Here is a 19,015-nt window from a genome sequence, read left to right as displayed (position 1 = left end):
TCATCACCAGGATGCGGGTGGCTGGCGCCGGGTATGGAAGATCCGCATGACTTGCAATCGGCCCCCTCGGATGCGATACGGGACAATGTAGGGCCATCTAGGCACGACCCATTCGCGAGTCCCTGGCACGCGTCCCTCTTTTCCCATCGCTGGAAATTCAGCAATCTGTTGGAGTCCAGTCAAGATTGCCTGGACAAATTCGTGGGCAGCTTTTGGATTTTCTTCAGCAATATAAGCGGCTTCATCGTCAAGGTTCCTGAGGGCTGCCCTCAGCCACTCAACCTGCATTAGTGCGCCATTTATCAGCGACAGCTTTTACCTCGGCAGCGGTAGCGAAATCACCCGCATCCGCTTCTTTCAATGCTTTTTGAATTTCCTCAATTTGCCAGGCTTCGCGCGTGAGGTATTCGCGCAATGCGTCTACCGCCAGAAAGGATTTGCTGCGCCCGGTGGCCTTGGCGAGACTGGCAAGCGTATCGGCGATATCTTCCGGTATACGTAGGGACATGACAGACATGACGACCTCGTTGTAGTGACATGTAGTGCAACATACTACATTGTCACCGTGTCCCTGGTTTCCCCCGTTCGTCAGGGGGCGTTCTGATTGTAAAAGGAGTATCCATGCTCTCAGGCTTCAACCACCTGACCCTGGCCGTCACCGACTTGCCGCGCAGCATCCGTTTCTACCGTGAGCTGCTGCAACTTCACCTCGACGCCACCTGGGACGCTGGCGCCTATCTCTCACTGCCGGGCCTTTGGTTGTGCTTATCGCTCGATCCGCTGCGCGACTCGAAGCCGGCCGCCGATTACTCCCATTACGCGTTTACCGTGGCTGCGGCTGACTTCACCAGGTTCGTAGAGCGCCTGCGAGCAGCGCAGGTAGAAGAATGGCGCGACAACCGCAGTGAAGGTGCTTCGTTCTATTTTCTCGACCCCGATGGCCACAAGCTCGAAGCCCACGTCGGCGACCTGGCCTCAAGGCTGCAAGCCTGTCGCGCCAAGCCTTATGCCGGAATGACGTTTTACCCGTAGCGCGGGAACGTGCAGAATCCATCCACCTCTTAACCCTCCGTTTGAGTCGCGCCCATGACCCCATCCTTGCTGCTCGCCGTCCTCGCTTCAGGTTTCATCTACGGTATTACCCCGGGGCCGGGGGTGTTGGCCGTGTTTGGTATCGGCGCCGCCCGTGGTCGTCGGGCCGGGGCGGGTTTCTTGTGCGGGCATCTGCTGGGGGATGTGGTGTGGTGCTCCACGGCGCTGATCGCTATCGTCGGCGCGCGGGAAGTGGGCAGCAGTGCGTTTGATGTGCTCGGCGTACTCAGCGGCCTGTACCTGTTCTGGCTCGGCTGGCGCGCGATTCGCACTCAGCGTCGCAGCAGTGATGCGCCCCAGGGCGCGGCACGGCATCCGTTCTGGCATGGCATTCTATTCGGGCTGACCAACCCCAAGGCGTACCCGGTGGCGGTGGCGACGTTTACGGCGTTGTTGTCGAGCCGTGCCGAGTTGCTGACCTGGTCGATGCTGCCGTCGTTGATCTTCCTCAGCTTCGTCGGCGGCCTGCTGGCCTACGCGATCCTGATTGGCGTGGTCGGCGCGCAGAGGGTGCGTACGGTGTATCAACGCCATGAAATCCTGATCACCAAGCTCTGTGGTGTGATGTTTATCGGCTTCGCCATCAACGCCCTGGCGCACGCGTTGCCGGGCCTGTTTGGCAGCAAACCCGCTTGATTTGACGACGACCGTTCGTCGCACTGGCGAGTTTTTTCTAAACCTTTGCCGCCCTGAAAATTCGAATTGAGGGCGGGGTGTGTTCCCCCGCCCTTATTTTCAGCCTGGAGGAACCCATCATGAGCCGCATGGCTATCCGGTTACGCACCGCCAGTTTCGCGATGCTGCTGGGCCTCGGCGCCAGCAATGCTTTCGCCCAGTCGCCTGCTGAATTCATCGAGCAGGCTTCGGCCAAGGGTATGGCCGATATCGAAACCAGTCGCATGGCCCACGCCAAGACCTCGTCCCAGGAAATCAAGGACTACACCATCGAGGTGATCAACGAGCGCACTCTGGCCAACCAGCACCTGGCGGCCATTGCCAAGAAGCTCGACCTGCCGGTGGCGCCGCGCGAGAAGATCGTCGACAAAGCCGAAACCCTGATGCCCGAACTCAAGGACGGCGACTCGTTTGATGCGGCCTACACCGCGCAGCAAGTGAAGGAAAATGAAGACGCCATCGCGCTGTTCAAACAGGAAGGCGCGGCGTCGGATGTGCCGGAAATAAAAGCGCTGGTCGACGAGACGCTGCCCAAGCTGGAAGAGCGTTTGCAGAAGGCTCGGGCCTTGGCATCGACTTACGGTAAAGGTCATCAAGGCGACGGTTAAGTTAGTCATCTGAAATAAAACAACGGCGGTTGGATCAGATCCAACCGCCGTTCTTTATGCCTGGTTCAAATCGGTTTTGGTCGGTGCCGCATCGTCGGCAGCATGACCGCAGCTGCTGTTCAGGCTCACCGTGCCGGTGTTGCCGATGCTGCGGTATTCCTGGCGCAGTTTTTCCAGTTCCTTGCGATCCAGGCCATCCAGGCTGAATACGGCATTCTGTGCATCCTTGGACACGCGCAGCAGTTCATCGATCTTGATATGCAGGATGTCGTTGTCGCGGTTTTGCGTGTTCTGGATCAGGAACACCATCAGGAACGTGATGATGGTGGTCGAGGTGTTGATGATCAGTTGCCACGTATCGTTGTAGTGGAAATACGGCCCGCTCAGGCTCCACGCCAGGATCAACGCCACCGCTGCGTAGAACGTGCGCGGGCTGCCGGCCCAACGGGACAGGGATTGGGAGACTGCGGAGAATTTCATGACCGTTTTCCTAGGAAGGGGTGATGAAATAATGGACCGCAGGGACTCTCTGAAATTTCTTTTTACATTTGCTGTGGGTCTTCAGAACGCCAATTCAGCCTGGCCTGTACCTTCCAGCGCCAGCAGATATTGCTTGGCTTCCAAGCCTCCCGCAAAACCCGTCAGCCCGCCTGACGCGCCAATGACCCGATGACACGGCGCAATGATCGAGATGGGGTTACGCCCATTGGCTGCACCCACTGCACGTACGGCTTTCGGGTTGCCGATCTGTTGGGCGATCTGGCTGTAGCTGCGTGTTTCGCCGAAGGGAATGGTCAGCAAGGCCTGCCAGACCTGTTTCTGGAAATCGGTGCCGGCGAAGTCCAGTTCCAGCTCGAATTGGTGGCGGTTGCCAGCGAAGTACTCCTGCAATTGACGCTCGGTTTCCAACAGCACCGGGCTTTCAGGCGCCTCGTACAATTGGCCCAGGCGCACACGGTTGGCGCGTTCGGTTTCCCACAGGATGGCGCTGAGTTTGCCGTCGCGTGCCACCAGGGTGAGTTGGCCGACTGGGGAGGGCATGAGCTTGTATTCGTAGGGCATGATCGGGCTCCTGAAGGTGGGTGCAGTGGGAGTCTAGAGGGGAGCGCTGATCGGCAAACTACGTTTCTTGCGATCAAATTCAATGCCGCCAGTAGAGCCATTCGTTACCCCTCCTGTTGCAGCACTTTAAGCGCCGCCGACGCCAGAAACCCCGAGCGGCTTTTTTCTTCCGGATGGTGCAGTACATATTCATCGATGCGGTTCAGCAGGTAACCCGGCAACGTGATGTTGAGCTTCTGCGCCTTGCCCAGATACTTGGTGACATCAATGTCTACCACGGCCCAGGTGCAGCCTGCGTACTGGGGGTTGGCGGCATGCAGGGTGACCTTCTGCGCACTGGGAATCGGCGCACCGTCTTCGGCCAGGATCTCGAAGTGCCCTTCGATGGCTTCGCGGGCCATGGCCATGGCGTCGTCCAGGTCGTCACCGGCGGAATAGCAACCAGGAATATCCGGCACTTCCACGCCCCAGGCGTGATCCTCGTCACCGGTTGAAATTGCAATCGGGTAAAGCATGTCTGTTGTCCTCCACGGACGCTTAACTCAACAGAGCTTGTTTCAAAATGCTCTTGGCGGTCTTGTCCAACAGGTCCTTCTTTGGATGTGGAATCGTCACCAGCCCCGGTTTAGTCGGGTGCTTGAAGTGATGATGACTCCCTCTGATACGCGCCAGATACCAACCGTCCGCAACGATGTGACCTATCAAATATCGGCTATCCACAACACCTCCTTGTGGTGTGTGTTGGTGGTGACTATAACCACTGAAAAGAAATTATCAACACTCTACCTACCAGTGGTCGATGACCGGTCTTTGGGGTAGGCGGTAATTAGAGTGTATGAGGGCGTAGGAATGGCGTCGGGGAGAGGTATTGCGAGGTTTTGCTATCGAGTTACCGCGTGTGTAGGGGCTGCGCAATGACGGCGAGAAACGCATCAACCAGCACACTTTTTGTTTCAGTACGGGTTAATACCAACAACTGAGCACACGCATCCACTTCCACCAGAGGCCGGTACGTCACGCCTTTATTCATCAAACTCTGCGTACATGCCGGCACCAACGCCACACCTTGTCCGGCGGCCACCAGCGCAATGATCGACGTGATCTGCCGGCCGGTCGGGCCCGGGCGCAAAGGCTGGCCGTGATGTCGATACAGCTGCTCGATGGACTGGTTGAGCCCCGATCCATAATCCGCCGGAAACAGGATCAACGGGTAGGCACTGAGCTGCGCCAGGTTGACGCTCGGCTGACGGGCCAACGGGCTCTCACTGGACACAGCGGCCACCAACCTTTCTTCGCCCAGGGACAGCGCTTGCACCGCTTCATCTTGCGGCAACAGGCGACTCAAACCGATATCCAGCCGCCCGTCCGCCACCTGCGCGCCCAGGCTGCCGGAGGCACATTCCACCAGGGTCAATTGCACATCGGGAAAACGCAGGGCAAACGCCTGGATCGCCTGGCTGAACAGGTCCGACAGCGCGATCGAACTCACATACCCCAGCGTCAGTTGCCCCGCAGTGCCCGCCGCCAGTTTGCCGGCGATCACTTGCGCCAACTCAACCTGCTCCAGCACACCACGGGCATAGGGCAGGAACGAGCGACCTTGCGCGGTGAGGCTGACCGTGCGGCTGGTGCGATCAAACAACTTGAAGCCCAACTCGGTCTCCAGCGCCGAGATCTGGCGTGTCAGCGGCGGCTGCGCCAAGTGCAGGCGAATGGCCGCGCGGCCGAAGTGCAATTCCTCGGCGACCGTCAGAAAGTAACGCAGCTTGCGTAGGTCGAGCATCCTGATCCTTGGGTATCGATCGGTCCGAAATCGGTATTGGTTCTAGACCTGCCGGCCATTCTATAAAGACCTCACAAAATAAAACGAGAGGTTTCATGAAACCGCGCCTGCATTGTGCCCGTCTTGCCCTGTTCCTGTGTGGCTGCGCGGCGTTTCTCAACCTGTATGCCACCCAGAGCATTCTCCAGACATTCGCCGCGCAGTTTCACATCAGCGCCAAGGCGGCGGGGTGGAGTATTACGGTGACCACCTTGGCGGTGGCGATCACCGCGCCTTTCGTCAGCCGGCTGACCGGACGCTTTGAGCAACGCACGGTGATCAGCGCTGCGGCGTTGTTGCTGGCGGTGCCTGCGTTGATGACAGCCTATGCCGACAGCTTTGCCGAGGTGCTGGTGTGGCGATTTGTGGAGGGCATGCTGATCCCGGTGGTGTTCGCCACCAGCGTGGCTTATATCGGCGACCGCTGGCGTGGCGGCACGGTCACGGAGGTCACCAGCCTTTACGTGGCCGGGACGGTGTTGGGTGGGTTTGCCGGGCGCTTTGTCACGGGTGTAATGACGGAGTACGTGGGCTGGCGCGAAGCCTTTGAATTGATGGCGGTGCTAAGCCTGATGGTGGGTGGGTTTATCCAGTTCCTGTTGCCGGTCAGCCGTGCGCGCTCCGTGAGGGTTGAAACTGCGTTTTCGGCGGTATTTCGCAAGCCTTTATTGGCCGCCTACGCGGTAGGTTTTTGCGTGCTGTTTTCCCAGGTGGCGGCGTTTACCTACGCAGGTTTGTATCTCGGATCACCGCCGTTCAGCCTGGGGCCTGCGGCGTTGGGCACGCTGTACATGGTGTTCCTGCTGGCGCTGATCGTAATTCCCATCGCCGGCCGTCTCAGCAAGGCCCGGCCACATGCTGAACTGCTGAGCGTGGCTGCGGTGCTGGGTATTACCGGCTCCGCGCTGACGCTGTTGCCCTCTTTGTGGTGCATCGTGGCAGGCCTGGCCCTCAGTTCCACCGGTGTGTTCCTGGCCCAGGCGGCGGCCAACGCATTCACCACCGCGAGCGCAGGTGACAACAAAGCCAGCGCCGTGGGCGTGTACCTCACCTGTTACTACCTGGGCGGCAGTTGCGGTGCGATTGTGCCGGCATTGATCTGGGAGCGTTGGGGCTGGGCCGGGTGCGTGGTGCTGATTATTACCTTCCAGGTGTTGACCTTGTTGATCGCGCTCACTGGCTGGAAGCCTGTTAAACCTCAACTGATCGTGACGCCATGAACGACACCTCAAACCGCCGCCGTACCTTGATCGCCGGCTGCAGTGCCCATGCCGTGCATGATGGCCTTACCGATGTCATCTACGTGCTACTCCCAATCTGGCAGGCGCAGTTTGCGCTGTCCTACGCCCAGATCGGACTGTTACGCGGTGCTTATTCCGGGATGATGGCAGTGTTCCAACTCATGGCCAGCCGCGCCGCGAAACGCTGGGGCCGTGTATCGATGCTGGTGGGCGGCACAGCACTTGCCGGTGCGGCTTATCTAATGGTGGGCCAAGCCACTGGATGGGTGATGTTGCTGCTGGCACTTCTGTTAGGTGGATTGGGCGCCAGCACCCAACACCCGCTGGCCTCTTCGATGATCAGCGACGCCTACGAGGACGGTGGCGGAATCAAGCAGGCATTGTCCCAGTACAACTTTTCCGGCGATATCGGCAAAACGCTGATTCCGGGCTTGATCGGGTTGCTGCTCACCGTCATCAGCTGGCGTGCCAGCGCCACGGTGCTGGGGTTGCTCGGCTTGGCGGCGGCGGGGCTGCTGTGGTGGCTGGTTCCTGCAAAAGCATCCGAATCCATCTCTACAAAAAACGCAAAGCCTTTCAGCGGAAGTGGCTCCGTCACCGGCCTGCGCGCCTTGATTCTCACAGGCACCCTCGACAGCGCCGTACGCATGGGCTTTCTCACCTTCCTGCCCTTTCTGCTGCAAGCGAAAGGCGCGGGCATTGCCGGTATCGGCCTGGCCCTGACGCTGCTGTTTATCGGGGGCGCATTCGGCAAATTGCTCTGCGGTTACCTGGGGGCGCGCATCGGCATGATGAAAACCGTGTGGCTAACGGAAACCAGCACCGCGTTGCTGATCGTTGCCGCCGTGTATGTGCCGCTGGCCGGGTTGATGGCGATGCTGCCGTTATTGGGCCTGGTGCTCAACGGTACGTCTTCGGTGCTGTATGGCGCCGTGCCGGACCTGGCGGGCGCTGGGAAGCGAGAGCAGGCGTTTGCAGTGTTCTACACCGGCACCATCGGTGGTGGTGCGCTGGCGCCGGTGGTGTTCGGCGGGGTTGGGGATGCGTTGGGCGTGTCGGTGGCGGTGATGGTATTGGCGGGGGGGTTGTTGGTGACGTTGCCGTTGGCGTGGGTGGTGCGGCGGGGCTTCGAGCTCAAATAATCGAGCGGTCGACCGAATGTCCAGCCCTCGCAAATAGATCGATACCGAGGGAGTGGAGTACTTTGAGTACAGTTTCGAAGCGAGGTTTTGCGCCAGGGGCGAATGCCTTGTAAAGGCTCTCACGACCCATGCCCGTTTCGGCAGCGATCTTGGTCATTCCTCGGGCTTTAGCGACGTAGCCGATGGCGCGAAGAAATTCTTGATTGTCGCCGTCGGCCAGAACCTGAGAGAGGTATTCACTGATGGCCTCGTCGCTGTCGAGCAATTCGGCCATATCAAATGTCGTCAGCGTTTGTTTCATGATCAAACCTCTTTTGCCAATTTTTTTGCTCTACGGATATCAGTGTCCTGGGAAGACTTGTCACCGCCTACCAGCAAGATGACGATCACCTTACCTCGCAAAGTGAAATAAATTCGATAACCCGAACCAACGTCTATCCGCATTTCTGAGATGCCGCTACCGAGTGTCTTGATATCGCCCAGGTTACCCATGCTGGCTCTTTCGATACGTCGACCTATTGCGATCTTTGCTCGTAGGTCGCGTACTTCTGAACGCCAGTTAATGAAGGCTTGGGTTTGCTGGATCAAATAGCTCACAGGACCTCGCGTGGCCTAACTGTATCCAAGTGGATACTTGTTGGCAATAGGAATGGCAGATGGCAAAGGCTGGGGAGGATGCGTGGGGAGCGCTTCGGTTTCAAACGTTCTTGGACGTTTTCCTGTTGCCAAAATTTGCAGTGGCAGTTCGGGGAGAGAGGCTGTATTCGAACCTTGCGGCATTGCCTACACAACCATCAGAATCGTCCGAGTTGTGCGTCTTGGGCGACCTCTTTAAGGTTCGTCTGCCGCTGCCCATCAGCGGTCGGGTTTAGTAGCTCGATTTGATCAACGGCGTATGGCTGTACCATCGTTTAGGCATGTTGGTGTCTGTGCTCAATGGTGGCTGTACGCAGGGCACTTTCGAGTGCGCCGGTTTTGTTGATCCGCCGGTCTACTAACCTGCATACAGCCGCCACCCATTGTTTAGTAGCTCTGGAAGGTGGTTCTTACCGAGGATCAACAGATGTGTAATGACTCATGTAATCCATCCGTAAAACTGTTCAGCGTCCGTCCCGAAGCCAACACCGAAGCACTGCTCGCCAACGCCTACGAAACCATCGCCGGCGCGGGAGCCATGACCAGTGAGTTCGCCGAAACCCTGCCTTCCCAACAGCGCTACCTGGCCCTTGCGATTCAGCAAATGATCGAGTTGGGGCTGATGCTGGTGGAAGCGGCGCAGGACCGCGTGGATCAAGCCGCCTAGGTCACTTGGCGCACTGCATAGGCTTGCCTTCCCAGGCCGCCCATACCAAGGGGGAGGGGAGCCAACAAATTCCAAATCTTAAAGGGACGAGGCCAGCGTAAACGGAATGCGCAATGCGCCGATCGGTCCTTCCCGCACGCCGCACATTTCATCGTGCACGCAGTGCTGAACCAGCACGCAGGGAAAGGGTGGAACCCGTTGCAACAGGCTGCGCAAATGCGTGGTGGAGCCGATGCGCAGCGGCTTGGCGTCATCGCCCTGCAGTGTCATCTCAGCGTTATCCAGCCTGACACGCGCGATATAGAAGCCACCCTCCAGCGACAGTAACTCCAGCTCTCGAACTTCACCGTTCAGGGCCAACTCAGTCAGCCTTTGCAGGTTCATGTTTCACCCTCACTGCGGGTCATTCATTGGCGACGAAAGAACAGCGTGACCTGGCCCCATTCGACGCCGAACTTGGTCATGCTGGAGCGGTTGATCAGGGTGTCCTCGTCCATCAGATACATCCAGTCATCAAAGCTCACCTCGTAGACCGAGCCGTCCACCGGCAGGTTGAGCCTGTAGCGCCAACGCAGCGCGTTACCTGCCACTTCGCCGATCGCCTCGCCGACCACATCACCCGCCCGGCCCTTCCAGCGCCCCGGGCCATCCGGTGTCAGCGTCCACACACGTTGTTGACGCGTGCCGTCGCTGTACAGAAAACGCTCGTCGAGAATCAAGGCGTTGCCCTCGCGCCGGCTGGCGATATCCACTTCAAAGCGCTTGGTGACCTCACCGGACCGCTTCTGGAAAATACCCCAGGCCTTGACGGGTTTGCTGAAGAACCGCTCCAGGTCCAGCTGCGGCTGCTGGTCAACGTAGCGCTCGACGCCTACGTTGGCGCAACTGTTCAAACTCAATATCAATACTAATGAAACCAGTAGACGTGTCATGGCTCGGCTCCGTGATTCTGCGTCAGCACGTTCGAATGATACTTGTACAAGATTATGTATTTGTACAGGTATTCCCGACGCGATGATTGATGCGTCAAATCGCGGCCATAAAAAAACCGGTCATCAAGGACCGGTTTTTTTATGCATCCCCCGTCAAACACAACTTGACGAGAAACGAGAATTTGAGTGGAGCGGGTAGAGGGAATCGAACCCTCGTCGGAAGCTTGGGAAGCTACTGTTCTACCATTAAACTATACCCGCTCAGAGCGGCTGACTTTGTACCAGATGTTCGCGGGGATTTGAAGTTTTTCTTCAAAAATGTGTGGGTTACGTGCTTGTGGGAGCAGGCAAGCCAGCTCCCCCACAAGCGTTCAAATGGCAAAGGCATGCTGCGACTGACCCTGGGGATAGCGCAACCGGCTGACTTGCCGCTGCGGTTTCAAGAAGCCCACCACCGCCTCTCGGCTGTCCCGGCACGCCGCCTTGTGCTCCATGTCCAGGAAATGCCCCGTCGCTTGAATCGTACTGAAGCTGCTGTTGGCCACATGCTGGCCAAACAGCTTGGCATCCTGGGCGCTGGTGTATTCGTCCCATTCACCGTTGAGAAACAATACCGGAATGTCGATCTGCTTGGCCGCCTTGAGGTAGCACAGGCGGTCACTGTTGAGCACATGGCTGATGTGAAAGTGCATCTGCCCATACTCATGCTCGGCCAGGCTGCTCACGTGCTTGTAGTTGAAGCGCTTGAACAGTGACGGCAGGTGTTTGCCGATGGTGCTGTTGACGAGGTGGCCGACGCGGTCGCGGTCGAGGTTGCCGAGGTAGTCGACGCCGCGTTCGAGGTAGTCGCGCATTGGGGCGTTGATCACCGGGGAGAACGAACTGATCACGGCCTTCTCCACGCGACGTGGGCGATGGGCGAGGGCGACCAGGGTGGCGGCGCCGCCCCAGGAAAATGACAGTACGTGCTCGGCGGCGAAGTGGTCGATGAGTTCCAGCAGGAGCTGGCCTTCAACTTCCTTCGTCAGCATTTGCTCATGACGGTTATGGATTTTGGAGCGGCCAGCGTAGGGCTGGTCGTACAAAACCACATTGAATTGCGGGTACAGGCTTTTCACGGTTTGGGCGAAGGATGCCGTGGTGGCCATGGAGCCGTTGACCAGGATGATGGTCTTTGCAGCAGCGTCCGCGCGATAGAACTCCGTGTAAACCCGATACTGACCCTGTATATCCAGCACAGCGATTTCTGGCCTCATGTCGTAAGACTCCTGGCAAGCGGGTAGAGCGCGCAGATCACTCTGCACGAGCTTTGTGACAGGTAGGCATACGCCTGGAAAAGGAGGGCCCATGTCGGTCCGATGACGGCTGGCCGACGGCTGTTGTTATGGCGGGCTGTTTGCCTGAGAGGCCCGTAGATCAAGCGCGGGCGGGGCAAGGTGTTTCTTGGAGGTTATAGGCGACTCGCCAGTCATATTTAAACTGGTGATCCTGATTCAAGCAGCAGAGGTGCTACCCCGCAAGGCGACAGGACTTTTTTTTGCCATCACCGGCCGAACGGTCGTCAGACCTGTCGGATTTCGTCGTCGGTCAGCGCTCGATACTCGCCTGGAGCAAGGGCGGCATCCAACACCAAGGGGCCCATGCGCTCGCGATGCAGGCCGATCACCTTGTTATCAAAGTGCCCGAACATGCGTTTTACTTGGTGGTAGCGGCCTTCAACGATGCTCAGCCGTGCGGTAGTCGGCCCCAGCAATTCCAACTCGGCGGGTTGGGTGGTGAGGTCTTCGAATGCGAAGTACAGACCCTCGGTAAAGGTACTCGCATATTCAGGGCCGATAGCCTGCTCGGTCTCTACGAGGTAGACCTTGGGCAGTTTGGTCTGTGGCTGCGTCAGCCGCCTCGACCATTGGCCATCGTTGGTGATCAGCATCAGACCGGTGGTGTTGAAATCCAGACGACCGGCAATGTGCAGCTCATGTTTGTCCGGCTCAGCAAGTAAATCCAGCACGGTTGGGTGCTGTGGGTCCGCGGTTGCGCTTACGCAACCCTGGGGTTTGTGCAGCATGAAGTAGCGCGCCGGTTTGCCGGCTTGCAACACTTCATCGTCAACGCACACACGGCTGAACTCACGAACCTCATGATGAGGATCACTGACGGCAACACCATCCACAGACACACGCCGTTCAACCAGCAACAAGCGAACCTGGTGGCGATTGAAGCGCGGCAGGTTACTGAGGAAACGGTCAACCCGCATTATTTCGGCTCAGCTGCGCGTAACTGCTCATCCACTTGGGCACAACGCGGGCACAGGCAGGCCTTGTTGCGCAGTTCCAAGGGCAGGGCTTCGAGCACTGCTGGGTCGATGTTGACGCTAAAGCACCAGCAGGCTTGGTCGGCTGTGCGCGGGTCGGCCAGGGTGCAGTCGTTGCGCGCGCCGCAGGCGGGGCAGTGAGTGGGGGTGGTCATGGTGGGTTCAGGAAACATCGCGGAAGTCTCCACACGATACCAGATCGTCGGAAACAGATGTTTCAACCTATGTCCAAAACGCACCAGATTCAGTTTTTGATGTCCCATATTTTGTCATCCGGCGAAAGCTGGATGCCGCCCTCCAGCGTCGCTGGAGGTGCTCTTCCGCGGTCCAGGAGGCCGCCATGTATCGACGACTGCTGCTCAGCGCTTTACTCGGTCTGACCCTTTCCGCTTGCGTGCCCTATTACGATGGCGGCCAGAGCTATTACCGTTCGGAGGTCTACACCTCACCGGCACCGGTGTATTACTACGGCGGCGGCACGGCGTATCAGTACCGCCGTGATTACTACCCCGCACCGCGCTACTACGCGCCACAACCGCGCTATTACTCGGCCCCGCGTTATTACCAGCCGGCCCCGCGTTACTACGGGCCGCGTGCCGGTTACCGGCCGTATCCGAACCAGGGCTGGGGCGGTGATCGTTGGGGAAATGGGGGGCATGGACGCGGTTCCGACCATGGAGGTGGCCGCGGCGGTCACCGTTGACAGGCCAGTGATGCAAGCGGCGCATGAAGCGCCGCTTTTTTATGGGCGCCAATAATCAATAATCCGACAAGTCCGCCAACGGATGGCGGCCTTCCCACACCTTGTTGAAATGCGCCTGGACCACCGCCTCCGGGATCGTATTGATATCGGGCCAATGCCAATGGGGCGCCTGGTCCTTGTCGATCAACCGTGCGCGCACCCCTTCACTGAATTCCGGGTGACGGCAGCAATTGAGGCTCATCGTGTATTCCATCTGGAACACCTGCGCCAGGGACAGGTGTCGGGCACGCTGGATCTGCTCCCACACCAGATGAGCGGTCAACGGGCAGCCTTCGCTCAGCGTCTTACCGGCGCGGCTGAACAGGGGATCGGCATGCTCACGCAGTGGGCTCAAGTTGCGCCAGGCACACCGCACATCTCCCACGTCCAGCCATTCGTCGATCTGGGCCCGGCGCGGCAGCCACTGCGCTTCAGGTTGCTGGTCGACAGCTTCCTGGGCCAGCGCCTTGAGCAGGCTGTTGAGTTGCATCGCGGTCTGTTCCTGCCAGTTCAGTTGCAGCAAGCCATCGAGTAACTCGTCTTGCTGATCATCGCGCAGGAAGCGGTCGGCCAGGCCCAGGTCCAACGCATCGCGACCGTTGATGTGCGCGCCGGTCAGCCCGAGGAACAGCCCGAGCTTGCCCGGCAGGCGTGACAGAAACCAACTGGCGCCGACGTCCGGGTACAGGCCGATGCTGATCTCCGGCATGGCCAACCGGCTGCTCGGCGTGACGATGCGCACTGCGGCGCTTTGCAGCAGGCCCATACCGCCCCCCAGCACATAGCCGTGGCCCCAGCAAATCACCGGTTTTGGGTAAGTGTGCAGGCGGTAATCCAAACGGTATTCCGCCGCAAAAAATTGCGCCGCCAGGGCTGGCACCACGCCAGGCTGTTCCCGACAGGCCTGCGCGAGGCTGCGCACTTCGCCCCCGGCGCAAAACGCCTTGGGACCATTGCCGCGCAGCAGTACACAGTGGATGTTCGGATCCTTGGCCCAGGCGTCCAGGCGTTCGCCCAGGGCCAGGATCATCGGTAGGGAAAGGGCATTGAGGGATTTTTCAGCGTCGAGGCTGGCGATGCCGATGCGGGCACCGTCGCTGCCGGTCAGCTCTTCGAAGTGCAGGTTCATCGTGACCTCAATCGATAAGGTGAAGGATGAGTATGATCGCTTCGTAGGAAAGCGCCGTTGGTGTGTCAGATCAATTGACAAGCGGGGTCGGCTTTCCTAGGGTTCGCCTCATTCTTTTTTACAAGACTATTCAACCATGACCGAAGACGACCGTATCAAACTCGAACCTAGCTGGAAACACGCCTTGCGGGATCAGTTCGAGCAGCCGTACATGGCCCAGTTACGCGAGTTCCTGCGCCAGGAACATGCCGCCGGCAAAGAGATCTACCCGCCCGGCCCACTGATTTTCAACGCGCTCAATTCCACACCGTTGGATAAGGTCAAAGTCGTGATCCTCGGCCAGGACCCTTACCACGGTCCCGGCCAGGCCCACGGTTTGTGCTTCTCGGTGCAACCGGGCGTGCCGGCGCCACCGTCGCTGGTCAATATCTACAAAGAGCTCAAGCGTGATCTGAACATCGACATCCCCAACCATGGCTACCTGCAAAGCTGGGCCGACCAAGGCGTGCTGATGCTCAACACCACCATGACCGTCGAGCGCGCCAACGCCAACGCCCATGCGGGCAAGGGCTGGCAGTTCTTTACCGATCGGATTATCGAAGTGGTCAGCGAGCATCAGCCGCATCTGGTGTTCCTGTTGTGGGGTGCCCATGCCCAGGGTAAACAGAAACTGATCGACGCGACCAAGCACCTGGTGCTGACGTCAGTACACCCGTCACCATTGTCGGCGTATCGCGGGTTCCTAGGGTGCGGGCACTTCAGCCGGACCAACAAGTTTCTTGAGCAGAATGGCGAGACGCCGATCGAGTGGCGGTTGCCGTCTGCCTGACGGGTGTGGCGCTAAAGCCTGACCATGGACACCGAGCTATTTCCGATATCAGCGACATACGCATTGCGGCCATCCGGAGCGACAACTATACCTCGCGGTTTGTCGAACCCTTTAATAGTGCCAGTGATGCGGTTCAGACGGGTGTCAATGATGCTGATCTGACCGCCGTCTGTTTCAGTGATATACGCCATTTCGCTGAGTCGATTGAAGGCAATGCGCCAAGGTCCCATAAGGCCGTTGATCTCCCCGCTGACATCAGGAATCAGTGCATCGCCAATGGTCATCCTTCCACTGTCGCGGTGGGAGATGTAGACACGTGGATAGCGCGGGCTGTAACCGATAGCCGTGGGGATGCCCACGGCGGTTTTGATCGTTGCGAGGACGTTGTTGTTCGCGAGATCGACGATGACCCAGCCATCCAGATCCGTGGCAATGTGAGCGCGAGCGTCATCGGGCGCCACTAGAATTTCCTTGGGGCTACGCACCGAGGTCTCCCCCACGCGTTGATGATTGCTGGTATCAAGGGCAACCAGTTTCGAGGCGCCGTGGTCGGCTACGTACAGTCTTGTACCCGTCGAATTCAGCGCTATGCCGTTAACGGTGATGAATCCTGTGATGGTCTCGACGACGGTGTTGTTCAAGGTTTCGATAACGTTAATGGACGTTCCAGTCGCGACGCTGTTGTCACTCACATAAATAGATGAGCCATCTGCTTTGATAGCTATCCATATGGGAGAACCCAGTCCTGTTATGGTCTGAATGATACTCAGGGGCTGGGTGCTCAGGGCGGTGACGGAGCCTGGTGTAGTGGCACTCGTCACATACAGGCGTGTTCCCGCGCGGTTCATTACCAGGTTGTTGGGGGCGCCCGGTAGTGCGAGGGTTTCCACGATCGCTGCGGGTGCAACGGTGTCATCAGGGGAGGCGTGTGGGTCATTAATTTCCGTCATTTGGGCATTCCTGCAGAACGAGATGGTGTCGGTATTGCGAGTGTTATCGCACTACGTGCGCTGAGTTAAGCGCTCAGGGGGCGGGGTGCCTACTGTGGTAAATGACAGTTCAGATGAGCGGTAATGGTTCCCGGTGGAACCACGACCAAAGCACGGCTCAGGGCTGGCGGTTCCAATGCCTGAACAACGGCTCCGCCAGAAACAGCACAAACAACAACCGCATGACCTGCATCGCTGTCACCAGTGGCACCGACAGTTGCAGGGTCTCCGCCGTCAGACTCATCTCGGCAATCCCGCCGGGCATCATGCCCAGGGTCAGCGAGCGCAGGTCCAGATGGGTCAACGCACTCAACCCAACCGCCGCCAAGGTTGCCAGCGCCATGGTCAAGGCCGTACCAATCAGGGTGCGGCCCATGAACGATGGCGCCCGGCGAAAGAACTGCCGGTTGAAATGGCAGCCCAAACCGCTGCCGATCAACCATTGGCCAATCTGGCTGCCCCCGTCTGGCAGACCGATATGCAAATCCCACACGACGCTGGCCGTCGCACTCACCAGCAGCGGCCCGAACAACCAAGGGTTCGGCTGACGCAAACGCTGCCAACCCCAGGCCACCAGCGCGCCTATCGGAAACAGCACCAACAGCCAAGGCCAACTCACCGGCGCCGGATGAAACTGCGGCGCGCCGCCTTCCAGCAAGTATTTGAAGATTGCCGGTACACACAGCACTACCACCAGCACCCGCAGACTCTGCCCCGCCGCGACACGGCTGAGCACCGCGCCATTGCGTGCGCCGAGGTTGACCATCTCACCGGAACCGCCCGGCATGCTCGAGAAAAACGCGGTGGCGCGGTCTTCACCGCTGCGGCGCATCAACCACACACCGACCACGCTTGACAGGCTGGTGACCAGCGCACCGAAGAAGATCAGCCCGAAGTGACTCATCACCTGCTCGATCACCACCGGAGTGAAGTGCAGCCCAATGCCAATCCCGACGACCCATTGGCCGCATTTGCGCCCACCGGGAATCTCCGCCAATTGCCACGGCGTGAGGCAACGCACCAGGATGATCGCCAGCAACGAGCCGACCATGTACGGCAAAGGCCAGCCGACGAGGCTGGCCAGGTAACCGCCGGCCAGGCCGACCAGCGGTGTTCCCCACCAATGTTTAAAGGTGACCTCAGACATCGGCCACGGCACGACGCTGCAGGGCACGTTTGCGGTAGATGCGGATCAACGGGAAGGCCAGCATCAACGCTGTCAGCACCCATACACCAAAGGTGATCGGGCTCGACCAGAGGATCTGCAGGTCACCGTTGGAGATCGACAGCGCACGGCGCAGGTTCTGCTCCATCAAACCGCCGAGGATAAAGCCCAGCAGCACCGGCGACAGCGGGAAATCGAGCTTGCGCAGGATGTAGCCGAAGATGCCGATGCCGACCATCAGGAACAGGTCGAAGGTGGTGGCGTGAACCGCGTACACACCAATCGCCGTGATGATGGCGATTACCGGCACCAGCGCCCAGTTCGGCACGGCCAGGATGCGCGTGAAGATGCGGATCATCGGGATGTTGAGGATCACCAGCATGATGTTGGCGATGAACAACGACGCGATCAGGCCCCAGACGATGTCGGGTTGCTGTTGGAACAGCAGCGGGCCAGGGGTGATGTTGTACAGCGACAGGGCGCCGATCATCACCGCCGTGGTGCCCGAACCGGGTACGCCGAGGGTCAGCATCGGCACCAGGGCGCCGCAGGCGGACGCGCCGATGGCGGTTTCCGGCGCCGCCAGGCCGCGCATGTCGCCCTGGCCGAACTTGCCACTGGCACCGGCCAGGCGTTTTTCGGTCATGTAGGCAACGGCTGAGGCCAAGGTCGCACCGGCACCTGGCAAGACGCCCATGATGAAACCCAGCAAACCGCAGCGGATGTTGACGACAAAGACCGCGCCCGCTTCCTTGAGGTTGAACATCATACGGCCCGTGGCCTTCACGGCTTCCTGGCCACGGTGGGTTTTTTCCAGCAGCAACAGGATCTCACTGATGGAGAACAGGCCCAGCACCAACACCACAAACTGGATGCCGTCGGTGAGGTGGATGTTGTCGCCGGTAAACCGGTACACGCCGCTGTTGGCGTCGATGCCCACCGCCGAAAGGAACAGGCCGATCAGCGCTGCGACAAAGGTCTTCAACGGCTTGTCACCGGCCATGCCGCCGAGACAGACAATCGCGAACACCATCAGTACGAAATATTCCGCCGGCCCGAAGGCAATCGCCCATTTGGCCAGCAACGGCGCAAACAGCACCATGCCGCAGGTGGCGATAAACGCGCCGATGAACGAACTCCACGCCGACAACGACAGCGCCACGCCGGCCAGGCCTTTGCGGGCCATCGGGTAGCCGTCGAGGGTGGTCATCACGGTAGAGGCTTCGCCTGGGATATTCAGCAGGATCGAGCTGATACGCCCGCCGTATTCGCAGCCCAGGTACACGGCTGCCAGCAGAATCAAGGCTGATTCCGGCGGCAGGCCCAGGGCGAACGCGATGGGGATCAACAACGCCACGCCGTTGATCGGGCCCAGGCCCGGCAACAGGCCGACCACGGTGCCGATCAGGGTGCCGCACAGTGCGGTCACCAAGTTGTAAGGGGACAGTGCAACGCCGAAGCCCTGGCCCAAATAGCCGAAAGTATCCATATCAGTTCTCCAGAACGTCGAGCAGGCCGAGGGGCAGCGGCACATCCATGGCTTTATCGAACAGCAGGTAAAGACCAATAGCCATCAGGCTGACGATCACCACGCTCGGTAGCCAGCGGCCGCCATACAGGCGCGCCATCGGAATGCCGATCAGCATGCTGCTGAGGATAAAACCCAGGGATTCGAAGGTGCCGGCGAACACGATCAACAAGCCGACACAGATGCCGATCTTGATCAGGGTTTCGCGGTCCAGCGCGGGTTCTTCTTCAGTGTGTTTGGTCGGCTGTGGGCGGAACAGCATGTAGATAAGTGCCAGGCTCATCAGCCCAAGCATCAGCAGCGGGTAGGCGCGAGGTCCTACTGGCTCGTAGGAAAACGACGCCTGATACGGCCAGGCCATCAGGGCCAGGCCGGCACAGGCCATTAACAGCACTGAGGCGAAAATGCGTTGTAAGAGCATGTGAAACTCCTGGGCCGCGCCCCG

The 19,015-nt window shown here is 59.2% G+C and carries 27 protein-coding genes and 1 tRNA gene; 8 read left to right on the top strand and 20 right to left on the bottom strand.

Annotated features, from left to right (window positions below; translation table 11 throughout):
• Positions 1-3: 3 nt before the first annotated feature.
• Both H096_RS28835 and H096_RS28830 read right to left on the bottom strand, forming a co-directional pair.
• Complete coding sequence (locus H096_RS28835) at positions 4-288, bottom strand: type II toxin-antitoxin system RelE/ParE family toxin (RefSeq protein WP_033902682.1); 285 nt, start codon at positions 286-288, stop codon at positions 4-6.
• Positions 278-517: a ribbon-helix-helix protein, CopG family gene (locus tag H096_RS28830; RefSeq protein ID WP_016975132.1), complete on the bottom strand. Its 240-nt coding sequence runs from the start codon at positions 515-517 to the stop codon at positions 278-280. The genes H096_RS28835 and H096_RS28830 overlap by 11 nt, the downstream gene beginning before the upstream one ends.
• Positions 518-621: 104 nt before the next feature.
• Here H096_RS28830 and fos point away from each other — a divergent pair, with 104 nt between their 5' ends.
• The 3 genes from fos (at position 622) to H096_RS28815 (ending at position 2,375) form a co-directional block, all read left to right on the top strand.
• The gene (fos, locus tag H096_RS28825; RefSeq protein WP_033902681.1) at positions 622-1,032 is read left to right on the top strand and encodes a fosfomycin resistance glutathione transferase; all 411 of its coding nucleotides are present in this window, start codon (positions 622-624) and stop codon (positions 1,030-1,032) included.
• A 54-nt stretch (positions 1,033-1,086) separates the two neighbouring features.
• Positions 1,087-1,728, top strand: a complete 642-nt coding sequence (locus tag H096_RS28820; protein WP_033902680.1) for a LysE family translocator — start codon at positions 1,087-1,089, stop codon at positions 1,726-1,728.
• A 119-nt stretch (positions 1,729-1,847) separates the two neighbouring features.
• Positions 1,848-2,375: a DUF4142 domain-containing protein gene (locus H096_RS28815; RefSeq protein ID WP_016975135.1), complete on the top strand. Its 528-nt coding sequence runs from the start codon at positions 1,848-1,850 to the stop codon at positions 2,373-2,375.
• A gap of 54 nt (positions 2,376-2,429) precedes the next feature.
• Here the strand turns inward: H096_RS28815 and H096_RS28810 are convergent, their stop codons facing one another.
• The 5 genes from H096_RS28810 to H096_RS28790 form a co-directional block, all read right to left on the bottom strand.
• Positions 2,430-2,855 (bottom strand): low affinity iron permease family protein, encoded by a 426-nt coding sequence (locus H096_RS28810; RefSeq protein WP_033902679.1) that lies wholly within the window; start codon positions 2,853-2,855, stop codon positions 2,430-2,432.
• Positions 2,856-2,936: 81 nt separating this feature from the next.
• Positions 2,937-3,437, bottom strand: coding sequence for a methylated-DNA--[protein]-cysteine S-methyltransferase (locus tag H096_RS28805; RefSeq protein ID WP_033902678.1), 501 nt, complete (start codon positions 3,435-3,437; stop codon positions 2,937-2,939).
• 104 nt (positions 3,438-3,541) lie between these two features.
• Positions 3,542-3,952 carry a type II toxin-antitoxin system HicB family antitoxin gene (locus tag H096_RS28800; protein ID WP_033902677.1) on the bottom strand — a complete coding sequence of 137 codons (411 nt, stop codon included), beginning with the start codon at positions 3,950-3,952 and terminating at the stop codon, positions 3,542-3,544.
• 22 nt (positions 3,953-3,974) lie between these two features.
• Positions 3,975-4,157 (bottom strand): type II toxin-antitoxin system HicA family toxin, encoded by a 183-nt coding sequence (locus H096_RS28795; RefSeq protein ID WP_012722731.1) that lies wholly within the window; start codon positions 4,155-4,157, stop codon positions 3,975-3,977.
• A 169-nt stretch (positions 4,158-4,326) separates the two neighbouring features.
• Positions 4,327-5,220, bottom strand: a complete 894-nt coding sequence (locus H096_RS28790; RefSeq protein ID WP_033902676.1) for a LysR family transcriptional regulator — start codon at positions 5,218-5,220, stop codon at positions 4,327-4,329.
• A 95-nt stretch (positions 5,221-5,315) separates the two neighbouring features.
• Here H096_RS28790 and H096_RS28785 point away from each other — a divergent pair, with 95 nt between their 5' ends.
• Positions 5,316-6,479 carry an MFS transporter gene (locus tag H096_RS28785; protein WP_033902675.1) on the top strand — a complete coding sequence of 388 codons (1,164 nt, stop codon included), beginning with the start codon at positions 5,316-5,318 and terminating at the stop codon, positions 6,477-6,479.
• Positions 6,476-7,642, top strand: coding sequence for an MFS transporter (locus H096_RS28780; protein WP_033902674.1), 1,167 nt, complete (start codon positions 6,476-6,478; stop codon positions 7,640-7,642). The genes H096_RS28785 and H096_RS28780 overlap by 4 nt, the downstream gene beginning before the upstream one ends.
• Here the strand turns inward: H096_RS28780 and H096_RS28775 are convergent.
• Both H096_RS28775 and H096_RS28770 read right to left on the bottom strand, forming a co-directional pair.
• Positions 7,635-7,943, bottom strand: coding sequence for an addiction module antidote protein (locus H096_RS28775; RefSeq protein ID WP_033902673.1), 309 nt, complete (start codon positions 7,941-7,943; stop codon positions 7,635-7,637). The two genes, H096_RS28780 and H096_RS28775, sit on opposite strands and share 8 nt — an antisense overlap.
• Positions 7,944-7,945: 2 nt before the next feature.
• Complete coding sequence (locus H096_RS28770) at positions 7,946-8,239, bottom strand: type II toxin-antitoxin system RelE/ParE family toxin (RefSeq protein WP_025999642.1); 294 nt, start codon at positions 8,237-8,239, stop codon at positions 7,946-7,948.
• Positions 8,240-8,705: 466 nt separating this feature from the next.
• Here H096_RS28770 and H096_RS28760 point away from each other — a divergent pair, with 466 nt between their 5' ends.
• Complete coding sequence (locus H096_RS28760; protein ID WP_033902672.1) at positions 8,706-8,945, top strand: DUF6124 family protein; 240 nt, start codon at positions 8,706-8,708, stop codon at positions 8,943-8,945.
• A 78-nt stretch (positions 8,946-9,023) separates the two neighbouring features.
• On the opposite strand, the gene H096_RS28755 is transcribed toward H096_RS28760, so the two are convergent.
• From H096_RS28755 to H096_RS28730, 6 genes are all read right to left on the bottom strand, one after another.
• Positions 9,024-9,329, bottom strand: a complete 306-nt coding sequence (locus H096_RS28755) for a DUF6482 family protein (protein WP_033902671.1) — start codon at positions 9,327-9,329, stop codon at positions 9,024-9,026.
• Positions 9,330-9,352: 23 nt separating this feature from the next.
• Positions 9,353-9,877 (bottom strand): DUF3833 domain-containing protein, encoded by a 525-nt coding sequence (locus H096_RS28750; protein ID WP_033902670.1) that lies wholly within the window; start codon positions 9,875-9,877, stop codon positions 9,353-9,355.
• 187 nt (positions 9,878-10,064) lie between these two features.
• A tRNA-Gly gene (locus H096_RS28745) sits at positions 10,065-10,138 on the bottom strand.
• 110 nt (positions 10,139-10,248) lie between these two features.
• On the bottom strand, positions 10,249-11,133 hold the full coding sequence (locus H096_RS28740; RefSeq protein WP_033902669.1) for an alpha/beta hydrolase: 885 nt from the start codon (positions 11,131-11,133) through the stop codon (positions 10,249-10,251).
• 305 nt (positions 11,134-11,438) lie between these two features.
• On the bottom strand, positions 11,439-12,131 hold the full coding sequence (locus tag H096_RS28735; RefSeq protein WP_033902668.1) for a pseudouridine synthase: 693 nt from the start codon (positions 12,129-12,131) through the stop codon (positions 11,439-11,441).
• The gene (locus H096_RS28730) at positions 12,131-12,343 is read right to left on the bottom strand and encodes a cysteine-rich CWC family protein (RefSeq protein ID WP_033902839.1); all 213 of its coding nucleotides are present in this window, start codon (positions 12,341-12,343) and stop codon (positions 12,131-12,133) included. Before H096_RS28730 ends, H096_RS28735 begins: the two co-directional genes overlap by 1 nt.
• Before the next feature lie 185 nt (positions 12,344-12,528).
• Here H096_RS28730 and H096_RS28725 point away from each other — a divergent pair, with 185 nt between their 5' ends.
• Positions 12,529-12,891: a hypothetical protein gene (locus H096_RS28725; RefSeq protein ID WP_028619330.1), complete on the top strand. Its 363-nt coding sequence runs from the start codon at positions 12,529-12,531 to the stop codon at positions 12,889-12,891.
• Positions 12,892-12,946: 55 nt separating this feature from the next.
• Here the strand turns inward: H096_RS28725 and H096_RS28720 are convergent, their stop codons facing one another.
• Positions 12,947-14,059, bottom strand: coding sequence for an enoyl-CoA hydratase/isomerase family protein (locus H096_RS28720; RefSeq protein WP_033902667.1), 1,113 nt, complete (start codon positions 14,057-14,059; stop codon positions 12,947-12,949).
• A 136-nt stretch (positions 14,060-14,195) separates the two neighbouring features.
• Between H096_RS28720 and ung the strand changes: the two genes are divergently transcribed.
• Positions 14,196-14,888, top strand: a complete 693-nt coding sequence (ung, locus tag H096_RS28715) for a uracil-DNA glycosylase (protein WP_033902666.1) — start codon at positions 14,196-14,198, stop codon at positions 14,886-14,888.
• A gap of 11 nt (positions 14,889-14,899) precedes the next feature.
• Here ung and H096_RS28710 read toward each other — a convergent pair whose 3' ends face one another.
• From H096_RS28710 to H096_RS28695, 4 genes are all read right to left on the bottom strand, one after another.
• Positions 14,900-15,838, bottom strand: a complete 939-nt coding sequence (locus H096_RS28710) for a YncE family protein (protein ID WP_033902665.1) — start codon at positions 15,836-15,838, stop codon at positions 14,900-14,902.
• A gap of 157 nt (positions 15,839-15,995) precedes the next feature.
• Positions 15,996-17,024 (bottom strand): AbrB family transcriptional regulator, encoded by a 1,029-nt coding sequence (locus tag H096_RS28705; protein ID WP_033902664.1) that lies wholly within the window; start codon positions 17,022-17,024, stop codon positions 15,996-15,998.
• Positions 17,017-18,531 (bottom strand): tripartite tricarboxylate transporter permease, encoded by a 1,515-nt coding sequence (locus tag H096_RS28700; RefSeq protein ID WP_012722750.1) that lies wholly within the window; start codon positions 18,529-18,531, stop codon positions 17,017-17,019. The genes H096_RS28705 and H096_RS28700 overlap by 8 nt, the downstream gene beginning before the upstream one ends.
• A 1-nt stretch (position 18,532) precedes the next feature.
• Positions 18,533-18,991: a tripartite tricarboxylate transporter TctB family protein gene (locus tag H096_RS28695; protein ID WP_033902663.1), complete on the bottom strand. Its 459-nt coding sequence runs from the start codon at positions 18,989-18,991 to the stop codon at positions 18,533-18,535.
• Positions 18,992-19,015: the final 24 nt, after the last annotated feature.

This window comes from Pseudomonas sp. FH1, from assembly GCF_000510895.2.
GTDB lineage: Bacteria > Pseudomonadota > Gammaproteobacteria > Pseudomonadales > Pseudomonadaceae > Aquipseudomonas > Aquipseudomonas azotoformans_A.
This window is presented reverse-complemented; position numbering and strand designations above follow the sequence as displayed.